Annotated in this window: 13 protein-coding genes and 2 pseudogenes; 9 read left to right on the forward strand and 6 right to left on the reverse strand. The window is 67.9% G+C overall.

The window, feature by feature from the left end; translation table 11 throughout:
• Nucleotide 1 precedes the first annotated feature (1 nt).
• Nucleotides 2–1,213 (forward strand): ADP-dependent glucokinase/phosphofructokinase, encoded by a 1,212-nt coding sequence (locus ABZX61_RS55555; RefSeq protein WP_355208715.1) that lies wholly within the window; start codon nt 2–4, stop codon nt 1,211–1,213.
• 472 nt (nt 1,214–1,685) lie between these two features.
• On the opposite strand, the pseudogene ABZX61_RS55560 reads toward ABZX61_RS55555, so the two are convergent.
• Nucleotides 1,686–1,892, reverse strand: a pseudogene (locus ABZX61_RS55560) (MEKHLA domain-containing protein); the annotation flags it as partial.
• A 271-nt stretch (nt 1,893–2,163) separates the two neighbouring features.
• On the opposite strand from ABZX61_RS55560, the pseudogene ABZX61_RS55565 reads away from it, so the two are divergent.
• Nucleotides 2,164–2,449, forward strand: a pseudogene (locus ABZX61_RS55565) (CHRD domain-containing protein).
• Nucleotides 2,450–2,523: 74 nt separating this feature from the next.
• On the opposite strand, the gene ABZX61_RS55570 reads toward ABZX61_RS55565, so the two are convergent.
• Nucleotides 2,524–2,667 carry a hypothetical protein gene (locus ABZX61_RS55570; protein WP_355208717.1) on the reverse strand — a complete coding sequence of 48 codons (144 nt, stop codon included), beginning with the start codon at nt 2,665–2,667 and terminating at the stop codon, nt 2,524–2,526.
• Between the two features lie 370 nt (nt 2,668–3,037).
• Between ABZX61_RS55570 and ABZX61_RS55575 the strand changes: the two genes are divergently transcribed.
• Complete coding sequence (locus ABZX61_RS55575) at nt 3,038–4,288, forward strand: MFS transporter (RefSeq protein WP_355208719.1); 1,251 nt, start codon at nt 3,038–3,040, stop codon at nt 4,286–4,288.
• A 338-nt stretch (nt 4,289–4,626) separates the two neighbouring features.
• Nucleotides 4,627–4,788 carry a hypothetical protein gene (locus ABZX61_RS55580; protein ID WP_355208721.1) on the forward strand — a complete coding sequence of 54 codons (162 nt, stop codon included), beginning with the start codon at nt 4,627–4,629 and terminating at the stop codon, nt 4,786–4,788.
• Here ABZX61_RS55580 and ABZX61_RS55585 read toward each other — a convergent pair.
• Nucleotides 4,776–5,180, reverse strand: a complete 405-nt coding sequence (locus ABZX61_RS55585; protein WP_355208723.1) for a hypothetical protein — start codon at nt 5,178–5,180, stop codon at nt 4,776–4,778. The two genes, ABZX61_RS55580 and ABZX61_RS55585, sit on opposite strands and share 13 nt — an antisense overlap.
• Here ABZX61_RS55585 and ABZX61_RS55590 point away from each other — a divergent pair.
• Nucleotides 5,158–6,930, forward strand: a complete 1,773-nt coding sequence (locus tag ABZX61_RS55590) for a right-handed parallel beta-helix repeat-containing protein (RefSeq protein ID WP_355208725.1) — start codon at nt 5,158–5,160, stop codon at nt 6,928–6,930. The two genes, ABZX61_RS55585 and ABZX61_RS55590, sit on opposite strands and share 23 nt — an antisense overlap.
• 165 nt (nt 6,931–7,095) lie before the next feature.
• On the opposite strand, the gene ABZX61_RS55595 is transcribed toward ABZX61_RS55590, so the two are convergent.
• Nucleotides 7,096–11,184 (reverse strand): DddA-like double-stranded DNA deaminase toxin, encoded by a 4,089-nt coding sequence (locus ABZX61_RS55595; protein WP_355208728.1) that lies wholly within the window; start codon nt 11,182–11,184, stop codon nt 7,096–7,098.
• A gap of 89 nt (nt 11,185–11,273) precedes the next feature.
• Nucleotides 11,274–13,778, reverse strand: a complete 2,505-nt coding sequence (locus tag ABZX61_RS55600) for a trypsin-like serine protease (protein ID WP_355208731.1) — start codon at nt 13,776–13,778, stop codon at nt 11,274–11,276.
• Nucleotides 13,779–14,063: 285 nt separating this feature from the next.
• Here ABZX61_RS55600 and ABZX61_RS55605 point away from each other — a divergent pair, with 285 nt between their 5' ends.
• The 3 genes from ABZX61_RS55605 to ABZX61_RS55615 all read left to right on the forward strand — a co-directional run bounded on the left by ABZX61_RS55605 (nt 14,064) and on the right by ABZX61_RS55615 (nt 16,737).
• Nucleotides 14,064–15,374 carry an alpha/beta hydrolase gene (locus ABZX61_RS55605; RefSeq protein ID WP_355208734.1) on the forward strand — a complete coding sequence of 437 codons (1,311 nt, stop codon included), beginning with the start codon at nt 14,064–14,066 and terminating at the stop codon, nt 15,372–15,374.
• Nucleotides 15,375–15,758: 384 nt separating this feature from the next.
• On the forward strand, nt 15,759–15,938 hold the full coding sequence (locus ABZX61_RS55610) for a hypothetical protein (protein ID WP_355208737.1): 180 nt from the start codon (nt 15,759–15,761) through the stop codon (nt 15,936–15,938).
• Nucleotides 15,939–16,188: 250 nt separating this feature from the next.
• Complete coding sequence (locus ABZX61_RS55615) at nt 16,189–16,737, forward strand: RICIN domain-containing protein (protein WP_355208740.1); 549 nt, start codon at nt 16,189–16,191, stop codon at nt 16,735–16,737.
• Nucleotides 16,738–16,901: 164 nt separating this feature from the next.
• Here the strand turns inward: ABZX61_RS55615 and ABZX61_RS55620 are convergent, their stop codons facing one another.
• Nucleotides 16,902–17,066, reverse strand: a complete 165-nt coding sequence (locus tag ABZX61_RS55620) for a hypothetical protein (RefSeq protein ID WP_355208742.1) — start codon at nt 17,064–17,066, stop codon at nt 16,902–16,904.
• An 89-nt stretch (nt 17,067–17,155) separates the two neighbouring features.
• On the opposite strand from ABZX61_RS55620, the gene ABZX61_RS55625 reads away from it, so the two are divergent.
• On the forward strand, nt 17,156–17,627 hold a 472-nt coding region (locus ABZX61_RS55625), incomplete at its 3' end, for a hypothetical protein (protein ID WP_355208745.1).

Consider the following 17,627-nt stretch of genomic DNA (forward strand, 5'->3'; position numbering starts at 1 on the left):
CATGACCAGCCGTGTGGTCCTGGGCTTGGGGGGATGCGTCGACTACGAACTCAAGCTGTCCTCGCCGATCTTGGAGCAACTGGTCGGCGAGTATCAGATCCGCGATGCCGAGCTGACCTCGTCGGTCACCGTGACCAACGAGCGTGAGCTGGTCATCTCGATTCTCACCTACCTCAAAAAGGGCGGAGGAGGCGAGCACTTCGTCGCCTCCTCCGAATGCCTGGACGCATTCGCCGCGCGGTTCCCCAAACGAACGACTCTGGGCGGGACCTCCGTCCGGGCGGCGATGGAGATGAGCCGGCTCGGCGTACCGTCCACCCTGCACCTGGTCAGCCTCAACGACATCGTCCGCCGCCTGCTGCCGGCAAGCTGCGACTACATCTGTAGCGGCGACCAGGACACCCTTTATCCGCACCTGATCGTGCAGTACGACCAGGGCATGCGGGTTCGAGCAGGTGACATCGACATCGACACGCCGTTTCCGAACAGGCTGATCTACGTCAACGACCCGGACAACGAGTCCATGCTGCTGAGTGATGAGCTGGGCTCGTTGCTCGGCGACGCACGGGTCTTTCTGATCTCGGGATTCAACGCGATACGGGACCGGCGAACACTCGACCGGCGTCTTTCCGCGCTGCGAAGCCACATGCGACAACTGCCGGCCGAGGCGGTCGTCTACTACGAGGATGCCGGATTCCACGAGCCGGGCCTCAGCCAACGGGTCCGCGACGCGCTTCTGGAAGTCATCGACGTTTACGGGCTGAACGAAGACGAGATGCAGTCGCACCTGGGCTACGCCGTCAACCTGCTCTCCGTGACGGAGGTGGCACGTGCCCTCGAATCGCTGCGGGCCCTGATCCCCGTGGAGACCCTGGTGGTGCACACCAAGTACTGGTCGGCGGCATTCGGCGAAAGAGCCGGCGAGTACGCGCAGCCACTGAACGAGGGCATCGTGATCGCCAGCACCCGCTACTGCCACGGCGATGAGTACACGAACCACCAGTACGAACTCATGCAGAACCGGCCGAGGCGAACGGAGGCGGTGGAGTTCGCCGCGGCTCTGGAACGCCGAATGGGCGAGGTTGTTCGTTGCCTGCCCGGCTTCGAGCTTGACGTCGCCGCGCCCACGACCATCGGGCTCGGCGACGCGTTCGTCGGCGGTTTCCTCGCCGCGGTCTCCCAGAGCGGTTCAAGCGGTCAGAGCATCACGTGAGCTGATCCGCGCCCGCGTCTCCCGGCCGTACGTCGCCGCGGCCAACGGCGGAGTCGCGCACCGCGTCAAGCGTCAGACGCCGACGGCCATGACCTCCAGCTGAATGTTGTCGATGTCCCGGAAGATGACCACCGAGTAGACGAAGGGCTCCTTCACGCTCTGGATACCCGAGTGCGCGATGCCTCGCAGGTGAGGGCCGGATCAAGCACACCGTCACGCCGGTCAAACTCGACGACATCAACGACAGGGTCGAGGCGCTGGCCCGAGGTGACGTGATCGGGCGTCAGGTCGTCGTTTTCGACTGACGCGTGAGAAAGGGTTCAAGGTCAACGTCGGTGAAGCTCGCCCGCGACCCGTCACTGGACGTAGGGACCGGGCAGACCGCACAGCTTCTGGGCGCTGCCACCGCATCGAGGGCAGCGCGCGGTGAGCACCAGGCCCGCGGCCCCGTAGATCTCCGCCGTGCCGGGCGTCAGGCGTCCGGCGGGCGTCGGAAGGTCGCCGCCTGGCCCACGAGCAGGCCGCCGCCGTCCACCAGGTTCCACATGGTCACGTCCTCGATCCAGAACCGGCGGCCGGACTTGGCGATGCGCTGTCCCCGATAGCCGGTCGCGAAGCCGTCCCGACGCACGGCGTCCAGGAGCGCCTGGCGGTCCTCCCGCCGGTCCGGCTCCGCCGAGAGCCGCCGTGGCCTCGGGGCCTGCTAGCGGGGTGCCGACGAAGCGCAGGTGGGAGCGCGCCAGCAGAGTCGAAGAAGTCGGAGTCCACGGAGCAACCGTTCTTTGCCGCGTCGGAGGGAATCTTGCGCGGCGGTAGCCGTGGTGGTCGCCGGCTCGGTGATCGCCACCCCCGCGGCCGCCGCGTCCCAGACCACCGGGGTGACCGCGCACAGCCACACGACCAGCTCGCCCAAGTATTACTTCGCCGCCGGGCTCCTCGGCCGGAACGAGGTGCCCGAACGGGGCAAGAAGGTCAACGACCCCAACGGCGCGGCCGTCGCCAAGTTCCGCATCAGCGGCGACCGCTTCTACTTCTTCGTGCAGTGGAGGAACACCGGCAGGCCGACCGCCTTCCACATCCACCGGGGCAAGGCGGGCTTCCGGCTCCGTTCGCGTCAAGAGCAGCCTGCTCAGGGACATCAAGAACAAGCCCGAGAACTGGTACGCCAACCTGCACACTTCCCAGTTCCCCGATGGTGCGGTCCGTGGCCGGCTCCATAAGGGCGGCCGCTGGTAGACCGATCTCTGCGAGGTGAAGCCCGTGTGGGCCGGCGTCCTGAGGGCTCGGGAAGGCCGGCTCGCACCCACGTTTCAGACGTCGATGGCGACGACTTCGAGCTGGATGTTGTCGATGTCGCGGAAGACGACCGTCGAGCAGACGAACGGCTTCGTCTGGCGCTGAATGCCGGAATGCGCGACTCTGATGCAGTCGAGCCAGTTCGCCCAGGCCGCCAACCCCGAGCGTCCTTCGACCCGCAGGGAGATGTGGTCGAGACCGGTGTGGACCTCGTCGAACTCCTCGTTCTGGTCGCCCCTCCTGGAAGCCCCCGGCTGACTGTTCTCGCATGCTTCAGAGCGAAGGTCGGCAGGGCCTCTTGACGATGACCGGATACGCGTGCGCGGGAAACGGGGGGCGGTGATCCGCCTTGGACCGGCTCGGGAACGGATCCAGTGATCCTTCAGTCTTCATCAAGTGATCCTGCGTAACTTCACGGGAACAGTGCTGATCCGCTAAGACGAGGCGCGCGAGGGGCCACGGAGCCCGACCGACCTGTGACATATCGCCGCACGGAACCACCACACTCGCCCGAAAGGAGGGCTCCCTTTGCTCAACAGTGCCTATCGAGCGCAGTGCGAAGCCGAGGAAGCGCGCCACACGCCGGACTGCGCCACCAGGGACACGAAGCTCACTCTGCTCGCTCTCGCGCTCGGCACCTTCGCCATCGGCACGGGTGAATTCGGCAGCAACGGCATCATCCAGCTCTTCGCCGCGGACATGGGCATCTCGATCCCGCAGGCGACGTACGCCGTGACCGCGTACGCGGTCGGCGTCATGATCGGGTCCCCTGTCATCACGATCGTGGCCGCCCGGCTGAACCGCAAGCAGTTACTCCTGGCACTCATCCTTCTCTTCATCGTCGGGAACCTGCTGTCGGCGCTGTCCGCGAACGTCGGCATGCTGATCGCGGCCCGGTTCATCACCGGCACGGTGCAAGGCGCCTACTTCGGTGCAGGCGCCGTCGTCGCCGCCTACGTCTACGGTCCGGGCAAGGGCGGAAAGGCGTTCGCAACCGTCATGGCCGGCCTGACCATCGCGACGATCGTCGGCTCGCCCCTCGGCACCTTCGTCGGGCAGCAGGCCGGCTGGCAGGCGCTGTACGTCGTGGTCGCGGTGATCGGCCTGGCCGCCGGTGCCGCCATTCTCCTCTGGGTGCCCGCCACCTCCGACCTCGACGGCGGGCCCATCGCGCAAGAGCTGGGCGCCCTGCGCCGCCCGATGGTCTGGGTGATCATGGTCGTTGCCGCGCTCGGCATTTCCAGCATCTTCGCCGTGTACACCTTCATCGGTCCCTATGTCACGGACGCGGCACGGGCCGATGAATCGCTGATCCCCGTGGCGCTCGCCGTGTTCGGCGTCGGCATGGCGGTGGGTAACCAAGTCGGTGGCCGCCTTGCCGACCGGTATGCGTACCGGGGTCTCGTCCTGGGCTACGGGAGCGTCCTGCTGTTCCTCATCGCGATCGCCGCAACAGGCGAAACGATCTGGCTGCTCATGCCCGCCCTTTTCGGAGTCGGCGCGACCATGATGCTCGCCATCCCGACGATTCAGGTGCTGCTCACCACGAACGCCCCCGAGGCGCCCACATTGATGGGGGCGCTCAACCTCGCATCGCTCAACCTGGCCAACGCGCTGGGAGCCGTCGGTGGCTCGATCACGCTCGGCGCGGGCCTCGGCACCCTCTCGACGGCATGGGCGGGCCTGGTGCTGACGGTCGCCGGTCTCCTCCTGTTCGCCATCACCGTCCGTCATGCGGTGCCGCCGCGGCGCGTCGAGACGACAGCGGCGACGGCCTGAACCGCTCGAACGTCATGGTGTGCCGATCGGAGCGCCCGGATGCCGGCCGGAGAAAACGCGCGAGCCACGAGTGCCGCGTCTCGTCAGTCCGCCGGCCGATACGAGGAACCGTCGCTGACCGAGGAGCGGTTCCACCGCCCGGCCGATTACGGCGAGCGGGAACGGGTCGAGGTGGGCCGCCGGAACGTGCCGCGATTGGAGGAGGTCGAGAGGCTCGGCCACATTCGCTACGCGGCGACCGAGCTCGACGCGCGCGATTGCGAGTCGCAGTCCGTCACCGTGGTCGGAGGTGCCAACTCGCCTGATCCGGCGGCACGACCTATGCCACGGAGTAGTCAGTGTTGGCGTTGCGTACCGAACTCAAGGTGTTGCAGCGCACGCTGAGGCCGCACCTGTATCACGACAGTGCCCGGATGCCCGCGCTGCTGGTGCTGAAGGCGGTGCGGGTGATCTCCCGGAAGGTCGGCAAGGCGCGGGCGGGGACATCTCAGGGACGGTGATGTCTGTCGCTGTCCCTGATCAGCAGGACGCCGTCATCGGCCCTGCAGTACTCTCTCAGCGTTTGATCTTGAGGGTAGGCGCGAGCGCTGTCTACAGCGGCGACGGCCGGCGGTCGAGTGCGGCCAAGGCTGGTCAAAACCTGGAGGAGAACAGGAATGCGAAGAACCTGGCCAGTGGCGTTGGTGGCCCTAGCCACGGTTGTCATGGGCGGCGCGGCGCCGGCGAGTGGCGACGCGGTCGATTCGGCAGCCGATTCGACGACGGCAACGGCAACGGCAACGGCAGCGGTCTGCGGCAGCTCGTCGCTGAACGGCCCGACCACACCGCCCTCCGGCGCGGTCGTGGTCCCCGCAGGCGACAACAGCGGCGTGAACTTACGCCAGGCGAACACCACGTACTACTTCGAGACCGGCACACACACGCTGGGCACGGACCAGTACGCCCAGATCATGCCCGGCAACGGCGCGACGTTCATCGGCGCGCCCGGCGCGGTACTGGACGGGCAGCGGCTGAACCGGTACGCGTTCACTCAGCAGGCGACCGGCGTCACGATCCGGTACCTGACCATCACCGGATTCGTCGCGCCGCGCGATCAGGGTGTGGTCAACCACGACTCCGGCGACGGCTGGGTCGTGGAGCACAACACGATCCGCAACAACTCCGGCGCGGGGCTGATGGCCGGGGCCACGAACAAGATCCGTGGCAACTGCCTCAAGGACAACGGGCAGTACGGCCTGAACGCGTACAAAGAAGGCAACACCATCACCGGCCTGGTTGTGGCGGACAACGAGTTCACCGGCAACAACACCGACGACTGGGAGCACCAGGAACCTGGGTGCGGATGTACCGGTGGCATGAAGTTCTGGGCGGTGAACGGCGCCGACGTGACCGGCAACTGGATCCACGGCAACCACGGGCCGGGAGTCTGGGCGGACACCAACAACAACGACTTCCTCATCGAGGACAACCTCATCGAGGACAACGAGTCGCTCGCGATCTTCTACGAGATCAGCTACAACGTCGTGATCCGGAACAACACCATCCGCCGCAACGCCTGGGCCTCCGGCGCCGAGCGGGCAGCGAAGGGCGACCCGTTCCCCGAAGCGGCGATCTACCTGTCCGAGGCGGATGGTGAGCCCCGCGTGCAAGCGCGGACCAGCAAGATCGAGATCACCGGCAACCGGCTCGAGAACAACTGGGGCGGGATCACCGCATGGGCGAACGCCGACCGGTTCTGCAACAGCCCGGCCTCGACGACCGGCGACTGCACGCTGATCGTCGGACCGACCAACACCTCACAGTGCTCGGCTCCTGCCATCGCCAGTGAACCGCTCTACACCAACTGCCGCTGGTGGACGAAGAACGTCGACATCCACCACAACACGTTCGCCTTCGACCCCAGCGTCGTCAACGGCGGCTGCCCGACGCAGTACTGCGGGCACATGGCCCTGCTGTCCAACTGGGGTACGTACCCAGACTGGTCCCCGTACAAGGGCGCCGTGATCCAGCAGTCGATCGTCCACGACTCGCACAACTCCTGGCACGACAACACCTACACAGGACCGTGGCAGTTCAGGGTCACCGACATGGGCAATCGCATCGTGCCCGGGCTGTGGGTCGGCCCCCAGTACGGCCAGGACGCCGGCAGCACGTTCGATGGCGGCACGCCCGTCCCGCCGGCGGTCGCCGAGCAGGACTTCGAGTCCGGCTCGACGGTCGCGCCCTACGCCCCGTGGTACGGGGCCAGCCTGGCGCACCAGACCGGCGGCGCGCATGGTGGCACAGGCTCGCTGCAGATGACCAGCGCCCAGGCGTCCGGCAGCGCGGTGGCGCTTGACAACTTCCCCGGATACAGCGGTGTGGTCGCCGGTACGAGCTACCAGGTGTCGCTGTGGTACCGGGAGGCCGTGGCGACCATGCCTGCCGTCACGTGGAATGTGCGGTGGCGCGACGAGTCCGGCACGGTGCTGCGTACCGACGCCATCTCCCTGGCCCGGAAGACCGCCTGGACCGAAGCAGCCGGCACGTTCACCGCGCCCGCAGGCACGACCCGCGTCGACTGGACCTTTGTCTGGAACGCGAGCACCGCCGGACCCGCGTTCCAGATCGATGACGTGGCAATCCGTCCCGGGAAGCTTTAGCAAAAGACCTGAAGAACATGAGCCCGGTGACGGCGCTCCGCCCGGACAGGCGCCGTCGATCTGCTCGTGGAGGATGCCGGCATGGCCGGGACCGACCTTCGCACGGGCCACCGGCCTCGACGACCGCGCGTTGACCCGCTACCGGATCAACGCGCGGCGACGGGTTCAGTCCAGCCAGCGGCCGACGCCACGCACGGTGACCTCAAGCAGCTCTGCCGGATTCGCCGGGTCGGGGTAGTAGATGATCATGGTCGTGCCGGCCGGAAGCAACATCTTGATGGCTTGGACGCACCCGGCCACGACCTGTCGCTGCTGGTCGGGTGCGGTGCCGTTGATCGGCACCGCGTCACAGACACCGCCACGGTTGTTCATGACCAGCCGGAGCGTGTTCTCGCGTAGCTTCACCTCCCGCGTGGCGACGCGATAGGCGAGCTGTGTCTCGAGGTGCCATGCCGGGGGCGCCATGGGCAGCCCGAACTCCTGCCTGTACAGCAGGCCGAGACGGTCTTCGAGGGCCGCCAGGTCGTCGTGCAGCCCGCTTTCGACCGTATAGTTCGCCCATTTCTCGAGATCATCGATCGGTGGCAGGCTCGCGATCGGCAGTCCGCTCGCATCGAGCACCCGCCCGGACTCGTCGACGATATAGCCCTGGTTGTTCAGCAGCTTGATCGACTCGCTCACGTTCCTGAGCTGTTGCGCGGTAGCCGCGTACGGGCACTGCCCGCCGTCCTGAACGCATCCGATCGGAAGGATGCGCAGGAGCGATGTCGCCAGGTCGGACTCGTGAATCGCCGAGAGGATGGTCCGGTCGGACAGGTGCTCGCGCAGGTACATCGTTCCCCATTCCGAGTTGTACTCGGCGAACCGCAGCTCCTCCGGGACGAGCGACTCCACGAAGGTGCCCTTCCACTGGCTCGAATACTTGTCCCAGTCGGGATCTTCGGACAGGTCCAGGGCGCCGGTGATGCAGTCCGAGAACTTCTTCCCCCCGGTCACGACGCCTCCCTTGGCGGCGTTCTTGCACTTGTTCGCCAACGACCATTGGGAGGCGCCGTTGAGCAGGTCCAGTCCGGTCAGGGCCATGTACTCCTCGGCGAGGCGATGGGTTTCGGTCTCCCGGTCGGAGATCCCCCTTGCCGCGAAGGAGAAGAGCGGGCTCAGGACGACGGACATGCAGGCGTCCAGGGCCTTGCCGACGAACTGGTTCCTGCAGTGCTGGATCCGTTCCTGGGCGTAGCCGTCCGGGTCGTGGAGTGGCCCCTTGGGATCGTTGAGGATCTTTTCGACGTAGGCGTTGCAGTCGTTGTATCCGGGCAGGCCGTCCTCGGGCCCCCACTTACAGTGTCCGTACCACTCGGCCTTGAGTTCGCTCAGCCGGGCCTTGGCCTCTTCCCGATAGTCTTCGAAGACCTCGGCAGCGATGCGAGCCGCTTCTGACGCGCTCTGGCCGGCCAGGATCTGCGCCTTGTACGCGGTGTCGTAGGCGGCGAAGGCGCTTGCCGCGTCCTTTGCCGCCGAAGCAGCCGAGGCGCGTGCCCAGCGGGCCGAGAGGGACGCCTTCCCGGCCGACTGCTGGGCCTGCTTGGTCGCGGCGGCGGCGGTGCGAACGGCCTGCGCGGCTCGTTCGGCGGACGCGGCGGCGTCGCGGGCTTGGGCGACGGCCTCGGTTGCGTACGTCCGCGCCTGGTCGGCGGCTTTGCCGGCGTCGTCCGCGTAACCGATGGCCTCCTCCGCCGCACCGCGGGCCTCTGCCGCCGCGGCCTGCGCGGTGCGCGCGAACTCGACGGCACGCTCCGCGATCTGCGAGGTCTCGATCATCAAGGAGGTGGCGATGTAGTTGTGTGTGGCCGTGGCGTAGTCGCGTTCGGCCGCACGGTGCCGATCCACCTCCAGGAACTCGACCTGCATCGCCGTCGTGCCGGCGAGCGCGATCTGGGCGCCGTTCCGCACCTCGGTGCCGTAGGAGTCATCCCCGGCGATCGCGCCGACCCTCGACCGGATGTCGATCGTGTACGTGGTGTTGTGCGTCACTTCCAGGAACTTCTCGAGCGCGTCCGGATCGTCCGAGCGCAGGGCGGTGTTCGCCGCTTTCTCGGTCTCGGCGTTGCCGGCGCTGCGGGCGTCGGCGAGGATCCGCCCGACCTGCTCCCGCTGTTCGGCGGCTCGCTCGGGGTAGTCCGGGTCGTTGAGGAACGCGATGACGCCGGGCCACCCGCCATCGAGAGTGTGCTGGGCAGCGGCTCTCATGGCCGGGGTGCCGGTGACCATGAGACCGGTCAGCGTTGTGCGGTCGTCCTGCTCCTCGGCGGCTGCGAGCCCGCTCCTGACGAACTGGAGGACGAGGACGTCATCGTCCTCGCCGAGAGCGGACATGGCCGCCGAACTGGTCCACGTACCGGGCACGGTCGCGAAGTATCGGGCCACTTCCCGCGCCTTGCCGACCGCCAGTGCGGGATCGGTCCGCGTGTCGGCGGCCTCGGCGATCAGCGCATCGATCTGCGGAGTGTGATAGCGGCCCATTGGTACTCCGAAGCCGCGAGCGTCCTGCAACTTGGCCTTGGCGGCTTCCGCACTGATGTGCCGGGCGAAGGACAACTCGAGCTCGAGCTCGTTCTTGAGCCGTTCGGCGTCTGCCTCGCGCGCCGACTTGTAGACGGCTTGGGCGGTCTCGGCCGCCTGCAACGCGTCCTCCGCCGCACGGTAGGCATTGTTCGCGTGCTGCGTCGCCAGCTCGGCCGCGTTGACGGCGCTGCCCGCATGCTGGGCCGCGCTCGCCGCGGCGCTCGCCGCCGCCTCCGCATAGGACACCGCTCGCGTCGCGGCATCTCGCGCCTTGCCGGCCGCGTCCTGGGCGATGTCCGCTTGACGCACCGTTTCCGCGGTGGCGCGCTTCGCCCGTTCCGCGCTTGCTCCCGCCCGCGCGGCCGCGGCGAACGCGGCCCGCGCCTCGGCGCTGGCTGCCCCCGCATAACGGCCGGCGGCCTCGGCCGCGCGTCCGGCGGCCTCGGTGTTCGCCCGCGCCGAATCGGCGGCGGCGACCGCGGCATATGCCTGCTGCGTCACGGCGGTGATCTGGTTGATGGGCGAGATCCAGGCGGAGATCTGCGGACCGATCTGCTGCATGACGCGGTTGTGCATCTCCGCCGTGGCGGCGGCGGCCGCGTTCAGCTCCGCCGCCGACGCGGCCGCCCACGCCTCGTCGGACTTCGTATGCGCCCGCGCCGCCGCGGTCGCCGCGCGTCCGGCGGCTCCGGCGGCCGCGCGCGCGGCGTCCGCCGCCGCCCGCGCGGCTTGTACGGCGACGCTGGACGCCACCGCGGCGCGGTCGGCCGCCTCAGCCGCACGCTGGGCCTGACGCTTGGCCTCCGCCGACTCCTGTCCAGCCAGGGAGGCGAGGCGTTGTGCCTCCAGCGCGTCGTTCTTGGCCGCCAGGGACTCGGCCTTCGCGCGCTCCGCCTGCGCGACTGCGGAGATCGTCTCGAATGCCGCACGGCGAGTCGCCTCTGTGGCGCTCGCCCGGAGATCGCCCAGGGTCTGGTTCTCGTTGTCCCGGGCCTGGGCCACCCCCCAGTCGATCTGGATGAATCGTTCCTGCATCTCCAGGCTGCCGTCCTGGAGCGCCCGGTTCGCCGCGGCCTGCACCTCCGGGCCGCCGTCAGCCATCGCACGATTGACGATCCCCCGCAGGTCCAGCCGGTACGGCAGCCGCCATCCCGACTCGATGAACTGCCCCAAGGCCGTACGCGACCCGTTGCGCAGCACCGCGTTCGCGGCAGCCTTGACCTCCGGTCCGCCGGCCGCCTTCATCTCGTTCACGCTGGCGCGCAGGTCGATCTCCCGAGCGGTCTCCCAGCCGCCGTCGAGAAACGCCACCACGGCACCGGAGTTGTCCGAGATCAGGGCTGCGTTGGCAGCGGCGGACACCTCGGGGCCTCCGTGGGCCTTGATGCGGCCAACCTGCTCACGATCGTCCTGCGTCGCGAGCCGGGGAAGCTGGGCGAGGAAGGCGCAGATCTCCGCCTGCCCTCCGAGCAGCGCATCCTCCGCGGCCGGACGGACGTTCACACCGCCCGTGACCCAGGCCTCCAGGACCACCTGGCGTTCGCATGCCGGCGCGCGAGGTGGGTCCGCCTCCGCCGCCGCGGCACGTGCTTCGACGATCGGGCTGCTCACGAGAAGCAGCGAGAGCACGGCGCCGACGACACTCGTCGTCTGCCATAAAGCCCTGCCGCGCCACGCGCGAATCGCCTTCATCGCAGTCTCTCCACCTGTCCTGTCGATGCTTCCAAAGGAATGGGCTGGACGGCCGACCGGCTGTCACATGCCGGTCGGCCGTTCCGTTCTCAGCTGACGACCCGCAGTTCCAGGAGGGTCTCTCGGCAGTTGTCCGGATAATCCGGGTGGTTCTCGTCACAGGTGGTGTCCGTACGTCCGAACTGCTCGCTCTCGTCCCGCTCGACGCGCTTGGTGCGCTCCGCGCCGGACGTCACGTTCACAACGGTCGCGTCCACGTCATGGCCGGCTCCCGGTGAGCGGCTGTCTCCCTGGACCTCGTAGACGTTCGGGATCCGGAGCTTCACGTATCCCGCGGGTCCGATGGCCTTGAAGCACACCGCCGTCACGCCGAGGTGTGGCTCGCCGACCTCGGTCTGGCCGTTCAACAGGCCCGGGAACACCTTGATCACGCCGACCCCGTTCTCCGGGGACGCGGTGCACGAGACCCAGATGATCCCGCCGTTCCCGGAGAGCAGCTGGAAGTTCTTCGCCTCGGCCTCGTCCGTACCCCAGTCGTCCTGACCGGACGTACCTGCGAACTCGTGATGGAAGTCCACGGGATAGGCGAAGTTCTCCACGATGGAGTCCGGGCGGACGACGGGCCACACGGTTTCCAGGATCGGCCGCCCGGGCGGATAGGCCCGGCCCACGACCCACGCGATCCCGTCCATCGGCCGGTAGAGGAGCAGATGGCTCTGCCCGCCCGACCCCTGGAAATCGAAGGCGATGATCCGGTCCCTCGTGCTCTTCAGGTCATAGCCACCGATGCCGGTCGAGCTGTGGAACACCGCTCTGAACGTGGTGCCCGCGCCGTGTTGGAGGACCCAGGCCGTCTCCGAGCCCGGACGGTAGAGCAGCAGATGATCCAGCTTCCCCGAATTCTCGTAATCGAAGGCGATGATCTGATCCGCCGTGCCCTTCAGGTCGTAACCACCGATGCCGCCGGCGGCTGAGGAGTAGACCGGAGCGTAGGTGCCGTCCGCGCCGCGCTTGAGGATGGAGACCATCCCGGCCCCCGGCCGGTACAACACCAGATGATCCAGCTTCCCCGAACCCTCGTAATCGAAGGCGGTGATCCGGTCCGCCGTGTTCAGCAGGTCATAGCCACCGATGCCGGTCGAGCTGTGGAACACCGCTCTGAACGTGTTGCCCGCGCCGTGCTCGAGGATCCAGGCCGTGTGCCCGCCCGGACGGTAGAGCAGCAGATGATCCAGCTTCCCCGAGCCCTCGTAATCGAAGGCGATGATCTGATCCGCCGGGCTCTTCAGGTCATAGCCGCCGATTCCACTGTCGGCCGAGGAATAGACCGGCGTGAACGTGGCACCACTGCCGTGCTTGAGAATGTGCACCATCCCGGTCGCCGGCCGGTACAACACCAGATGATCGAGCTTCCCGGAGCCGTCGTAATCGAAGGCGGTGATCCGGTCCGCCGGGTTCTTCAGGTCATAGCCGCCGATCCCACCGTCGGCCGAGGAGTAGACCGGCGCGTAGGTGCCGTCCGCGCCCCGCTTGAGGATGGAGACCATCCCAGCTCCCGGCCGGTACAACAGCAGGTGATCCAGCTTCCCCGAATGTGCATAGTCGAACGCCACCACCTGGTCGCGGGCGTCCTTCAGGTCGTAGCCGCCGATCCCGGTCGAACTGGGGCCGTACGTCCGGAAGGTGGCGGTGGGCTCGGCCGCGACCAGGCTGATCCAGCTCGCCAGGTCGTCCACCCGCACCGCGTCGGCGCCGCGCGGCCCGTCGCCGGCCGCACCGAGGCAGCCCCCCTGCCCCGCGCCGATGCTGAGCCCGACGAGCTCCGGACGGCTCCCGCCCGTACGGAACACCGGGGCACCCGCGTCGCCCTGACAGGCGCTCGCCTCGCCGCCGCTCGCTCCGGTCCAGCCGAACGAGCCGGCGGCCACGGCCCCGGCGGTGACCGGCGCGGCATGCAGCCGGTTGGGCGCCCACTCCTCGGCGGTCCGGCCATAGCCGGCGACCTGTAGCACGTCCCCCGCGGCAGGAACGGTGGCGCTGACCGCGACAGGTGTCACGTCGAGTACCCGCAACGACAGCCGGACCAGCACGACATCCCGGTCATGGTGCGGGTGGATCCACTCCACGGGCAGCACCCGCCCGCCCGAGCCGAACAGGTCCGTCCTGCCGACCGTCACCGTCGTCGCCTCCGTCGGCGCCCCGCTCTTGACGGGCTGCCCCTCAGCGGCGAAACAACTGGTGGCCGTGATGACCCACTGCGGGCTGACCAGGGCTCCCGTGCATGCGTGCTTCTCACCGACGTTCACCTTCGCCACGAAACCCCACGTACCGTCGGTGACCGGGCTCCCGCCCCGCACCGCATACGCCGGCGTCGCCCCCGCCCAGAGCACCGCCGAGGAGATGGCCATCAAGAACGAGAGGGCTGTGATGTGTAATAACCGGATCATTCGCTGGAGGTTCACGGCACGATTGTGAGATTCGCGATCTCTGCGAACCAGGGCATCTACCGGACATAAAGCGGCCATTGCCCAGCGGAGAGATCCTTTGCGCTCGTCATGTGTGCGGGCGAGGTCACTGCTGATCCGCCCTGACACGATCCTGCGCCGGCGTGTGACTTCTTCGAGGGCGGTATCCGGTTCAGCCGTTCGGCCGACCGGGATCGTACTTCCGGTCGATGATCTCATCGAAGCGGCCGGGAACCATACTCTGTCGTGAAGCGATACATGACGATTGGCATTGTGGTGTCCGTCGCTATACCGGTCCTGGCGGGCGGCGCGTTCGCCTCGGCCCAGGCCTCTGGGAGAACCTCCGCCTCAGACTCCGGCAGAGCCGGCGTGTCCTGGCGTGCCTGCGCGGACCAGCCAGGAGCCGAGTGCGGCGTGGTCGAAGTGCCGCTCGACTGGAACGCCCCATCGGGTGCCAAGATCAAGCTGTCAGTCGTGCGCCGCAAGGCCACGGATCCCTCGGCCCAGGTGGGCACCCTCTTCTACAACCCGGGCGGGCCGGGAGTGTCCGCCGCTCTGCTGGTGCGCGACTACGCCGCCGACACCTTCTCCGAAGAGCTACGCCGCCGCTTCGACATCATCGGCATAGACCCGCGTGGAGTGGGGGAAAGCATCCCGGCGCTGCGATGCGGCCGGCCCGTCCACAATCCTGAGATCAGCCAGTTCCCGATGGACAAGGCCGGATACGACCAGCTTGTCGACTGGAACGCGGCCACCGGCCGCAGTTGCCTCACCTCCACCGGACCGTTGCCGGCACACCTGGACACGGCGAACGTCGCGCGCGACTTCGACGCGGTGCGGGCCGCCCTCGGCGAGACGAAGATCAGTTTCTTCGGCAAATCCTACGGCAGCATGCTCGGGGCACAGTACGCCCGCCTGTTCCCCGGCAGGGTACGCACGATGGCACTGGACGGTGCCGTCGATCAGGCCATACCCGCATCACGGCTGGTCACCGACGCCGCAACGGCCGTGGAGGACTCCTTCGACCGGTTCACCGCCTGGTGCGACCGCACCGCGACGTGCGCCCTGCACGGTCGCGACGTCAGCCAGGTGTGGGACCGCCTGGTCACCGCGGCCGAGCGAGCGCCGATCGGCGTATCGGGCGGCCGGCCCCTGACCGCCGAGGAACTGCGCTACTCCGCATATGCCTTCCTCACCATGACTCCGGAGTTCGCGGGTGGTCTCGCAACCGCGATCACGCAGGCTGAGCAGGGCGACGCCCAACTCTTCGCGACCATGCGGGCCCAAGCGCTGGACGATCCGGTGAGCACAGCCGCCTACCGGTCGATCCTCTGCCAGGACATCGATCCCGGGATCCACAGCCTTGCCGACATGCGCAAACGTATGCGGCAGGTCCGCGGCGTAGCCCCTCATATGCTCGGCACGTCTGAATTCTGGGACATGACCGCGGGGTGTGTGGGCTGGCCGATCCCTCCGGCTCACTCGCGGCGTCAAAGTACGATCAGGAACGTGCCGCCGATTCTCGTGATCGGCAACACTCACGACCCCGCCACTCCACTCCGCTGGGCGCGCAGCCTTTCAGAACGCATTCAGGGCTCGGGACTGCTGATCAACGACGGCGACGGCCACACCGCATACCGGAGGTCCGCCTGCGCGACGGAGCGCATCGACACCTACCTGCTGACCGGCGCGTTGCCTGCCGCCGGATCGGTGTGCGTGCGATGAGGGCCCTCTGCGGCTCCATCGCCGACCGGCCGACGGCACCTGGCAGGCGTTGCTGATCCCGCTCCATGCCGAGCGGGGCCGGACCAGGCGGCGGCCAGGATCGCCAAGGACTCGTCGAGCATCCGCCCGCGCTGCCGGTCGCCGAGCTGCTCGCCGGTCTTGGACAGTTCGCCGCCGAACCGGTCGCTTCCGAGTCCGACGCCGAGGGTGAGACGGCCGTCGCTCAGCTGATCCAGTGTCGAGCCCGTAGCCGTCGTGAACGTCTGCGGGTGCGAGGGCCTGTCCGCTTGTGGCCACCCGGCCCTTCTGGGTGGACGGGCGGGGATGTGGCACTGATGCTGGTGGACAGTACTGTCGTGATCATCGGCCGACTGGGAGAGCCGTATGAAGACCCGTACCTGGACTCGCCGTGCCGCCGCTTCGGCCGTCGGCATGGCCGCCGTGCTGGTGCTGGGTATCACTCCTGCGCATGCGGATACCGTGATCCGCAAGCCGCAACAACCATCACCGCCAGGGGCCATGGTGCCGGCCGACGGCGAATCGGGTGCCAAGCGCCCGGTGTGACGCGCGGCGGTCCATTGTCCCCTGCCCGGCAGGACGGGGGACGTTCCATCTTCATAGCGGCAGGCAGACCGTGGCTCGTGGCGGTGGTCAGCGTTGCGCGCCCCTCCTTCGGGATCTCCATTGCCGTTTTGCCCTGGCCGCGCGTCTGTTCCTGCCCAAGCCACAGCCTCTCCGGAGCAACCCGCCCCAGGGCACACATTGAGTACGAGGTACTCAAGCCATGCCGGCCCCGCGCCCGCACGCTGGTCACATGAAGTCACACATTCTTCGCGCGGCAGCCGTCATCGCTCCCCTCCTCGCCCTCGGCACGACCACCGCCACCCCGGCATCCGCCGCGCCGTCGTCCACGGCCGTCTGGGCCGCGTCGAACGTCCAGCTCGTGAACTGGCAGACCGGTAAGTGCCTGACCATCGCCGGCGGCGTCAGCACCGAGAACAACGTCCACGCCGTCCAGTACACCTGCGACAGCCACCCCTCCCGCCGCTGGGACGTCTGGGGTTACTCCAGCGCGTACCTGCAGGTCAAGAACCGCCAGACCGGCAAATGCCTCACGATCGCCGGCGGCGTCAGCACCGAGAACAACATCGTCGCCCTCCAGTACACCTGCGACACCCACCCCTCGCGCTACTGGGCGCTTGGCAACCAGGTCGGCCAACACATCCAATTCCGGAACGTCCAGACCGGCAAATGCCTCACGATCGCCGGCGGCGTCAGCACCGAGAACAACATCGAGGCCGTCCAGTACACCTGCGACGGCCATCCCTCCCGCTTCTGGGAAATCCGCGACTACAACGGCTGAGCCCACACTTCCGGACCTATGCCGCGGTGCGGCAGGGCGATGATCGCCGGTCACACTTGCAGGCTCGGGAGAGCCCGCAAGTGTGACCTTGTCCGCTGGGCGTCCACGCCGCGACGCTCGGGCCGGAGTCAGAGCGGTGAAAGCTCACCCCTGGCGCCGACCCTTCATCCTCCGTGGAGTTGTCGGATCAGGGCCGAGAGGTCCAGCTGATGAGCGGCCACGGCCAGACCACCGATGAGCAGCCCGACAAATAGGGTCTCGCCCAGCACGTTGCGCGAGGTGGCGCCGATGGCCTGCATGACGGCGAACTCGGGGGTGCGCTCCACCACGCTGGTGCCAGTGGCAGCGGGCGGGGCCGGCGTGTTGTTCGAAGGCGGTCTTGGTGGTGTAGGCGGCGGCCGGGGAGCCGATCTCACGGATGGTGCCGACCGGGCCGTGGGTTGCGCAGCAGGCCAGGAACCTGATGATCGAGCTGGGGGACAGGGCGGAGGAGTTCAGATTCCTCATCCGCGATCGGGATACCACGTTCACCACGATGTTCGACGAAGCCTTCACGGCCGCAGGCATCCGCCATTTACGGCGCGTGCTGGCGACCTACGAGGCCCACTTCAATGAGCATCGCCCGCATCGCTCCCTGCGCCAGGCCGCTCCGCTGCGAGCCCTTCCGGATCCTGTTGAGGGCGACAGCAAGGTCATCCGACGTGACCGTCTCGGTGGACTGATCCACGAATACGTGCAGGTCGCACAGGGTAGCCGAGTTCTTGGCACCCACACCTGGAACGGCCCCGGTCCGCGTGGATGGACCGGGGCCGTTCGTCGTCGGCGGGCTTGGTCTGCCTCTCCTTGGGAGGCTGTGGGTCACAGGCTGCGGGCGGTGATGTCGCCGTTGG

Source organism: Nonomuraea sp. NPDC003709 (assembly GCF_040610775.1).
In the GTDB taxonomy this organism is placed as follows: Bacteria; Actinomycetota; Actinomycetes; order Streptosporangiales; family Streptosporangiaceae; genus Nonomuraea; species Nonomuraea angiospora_A.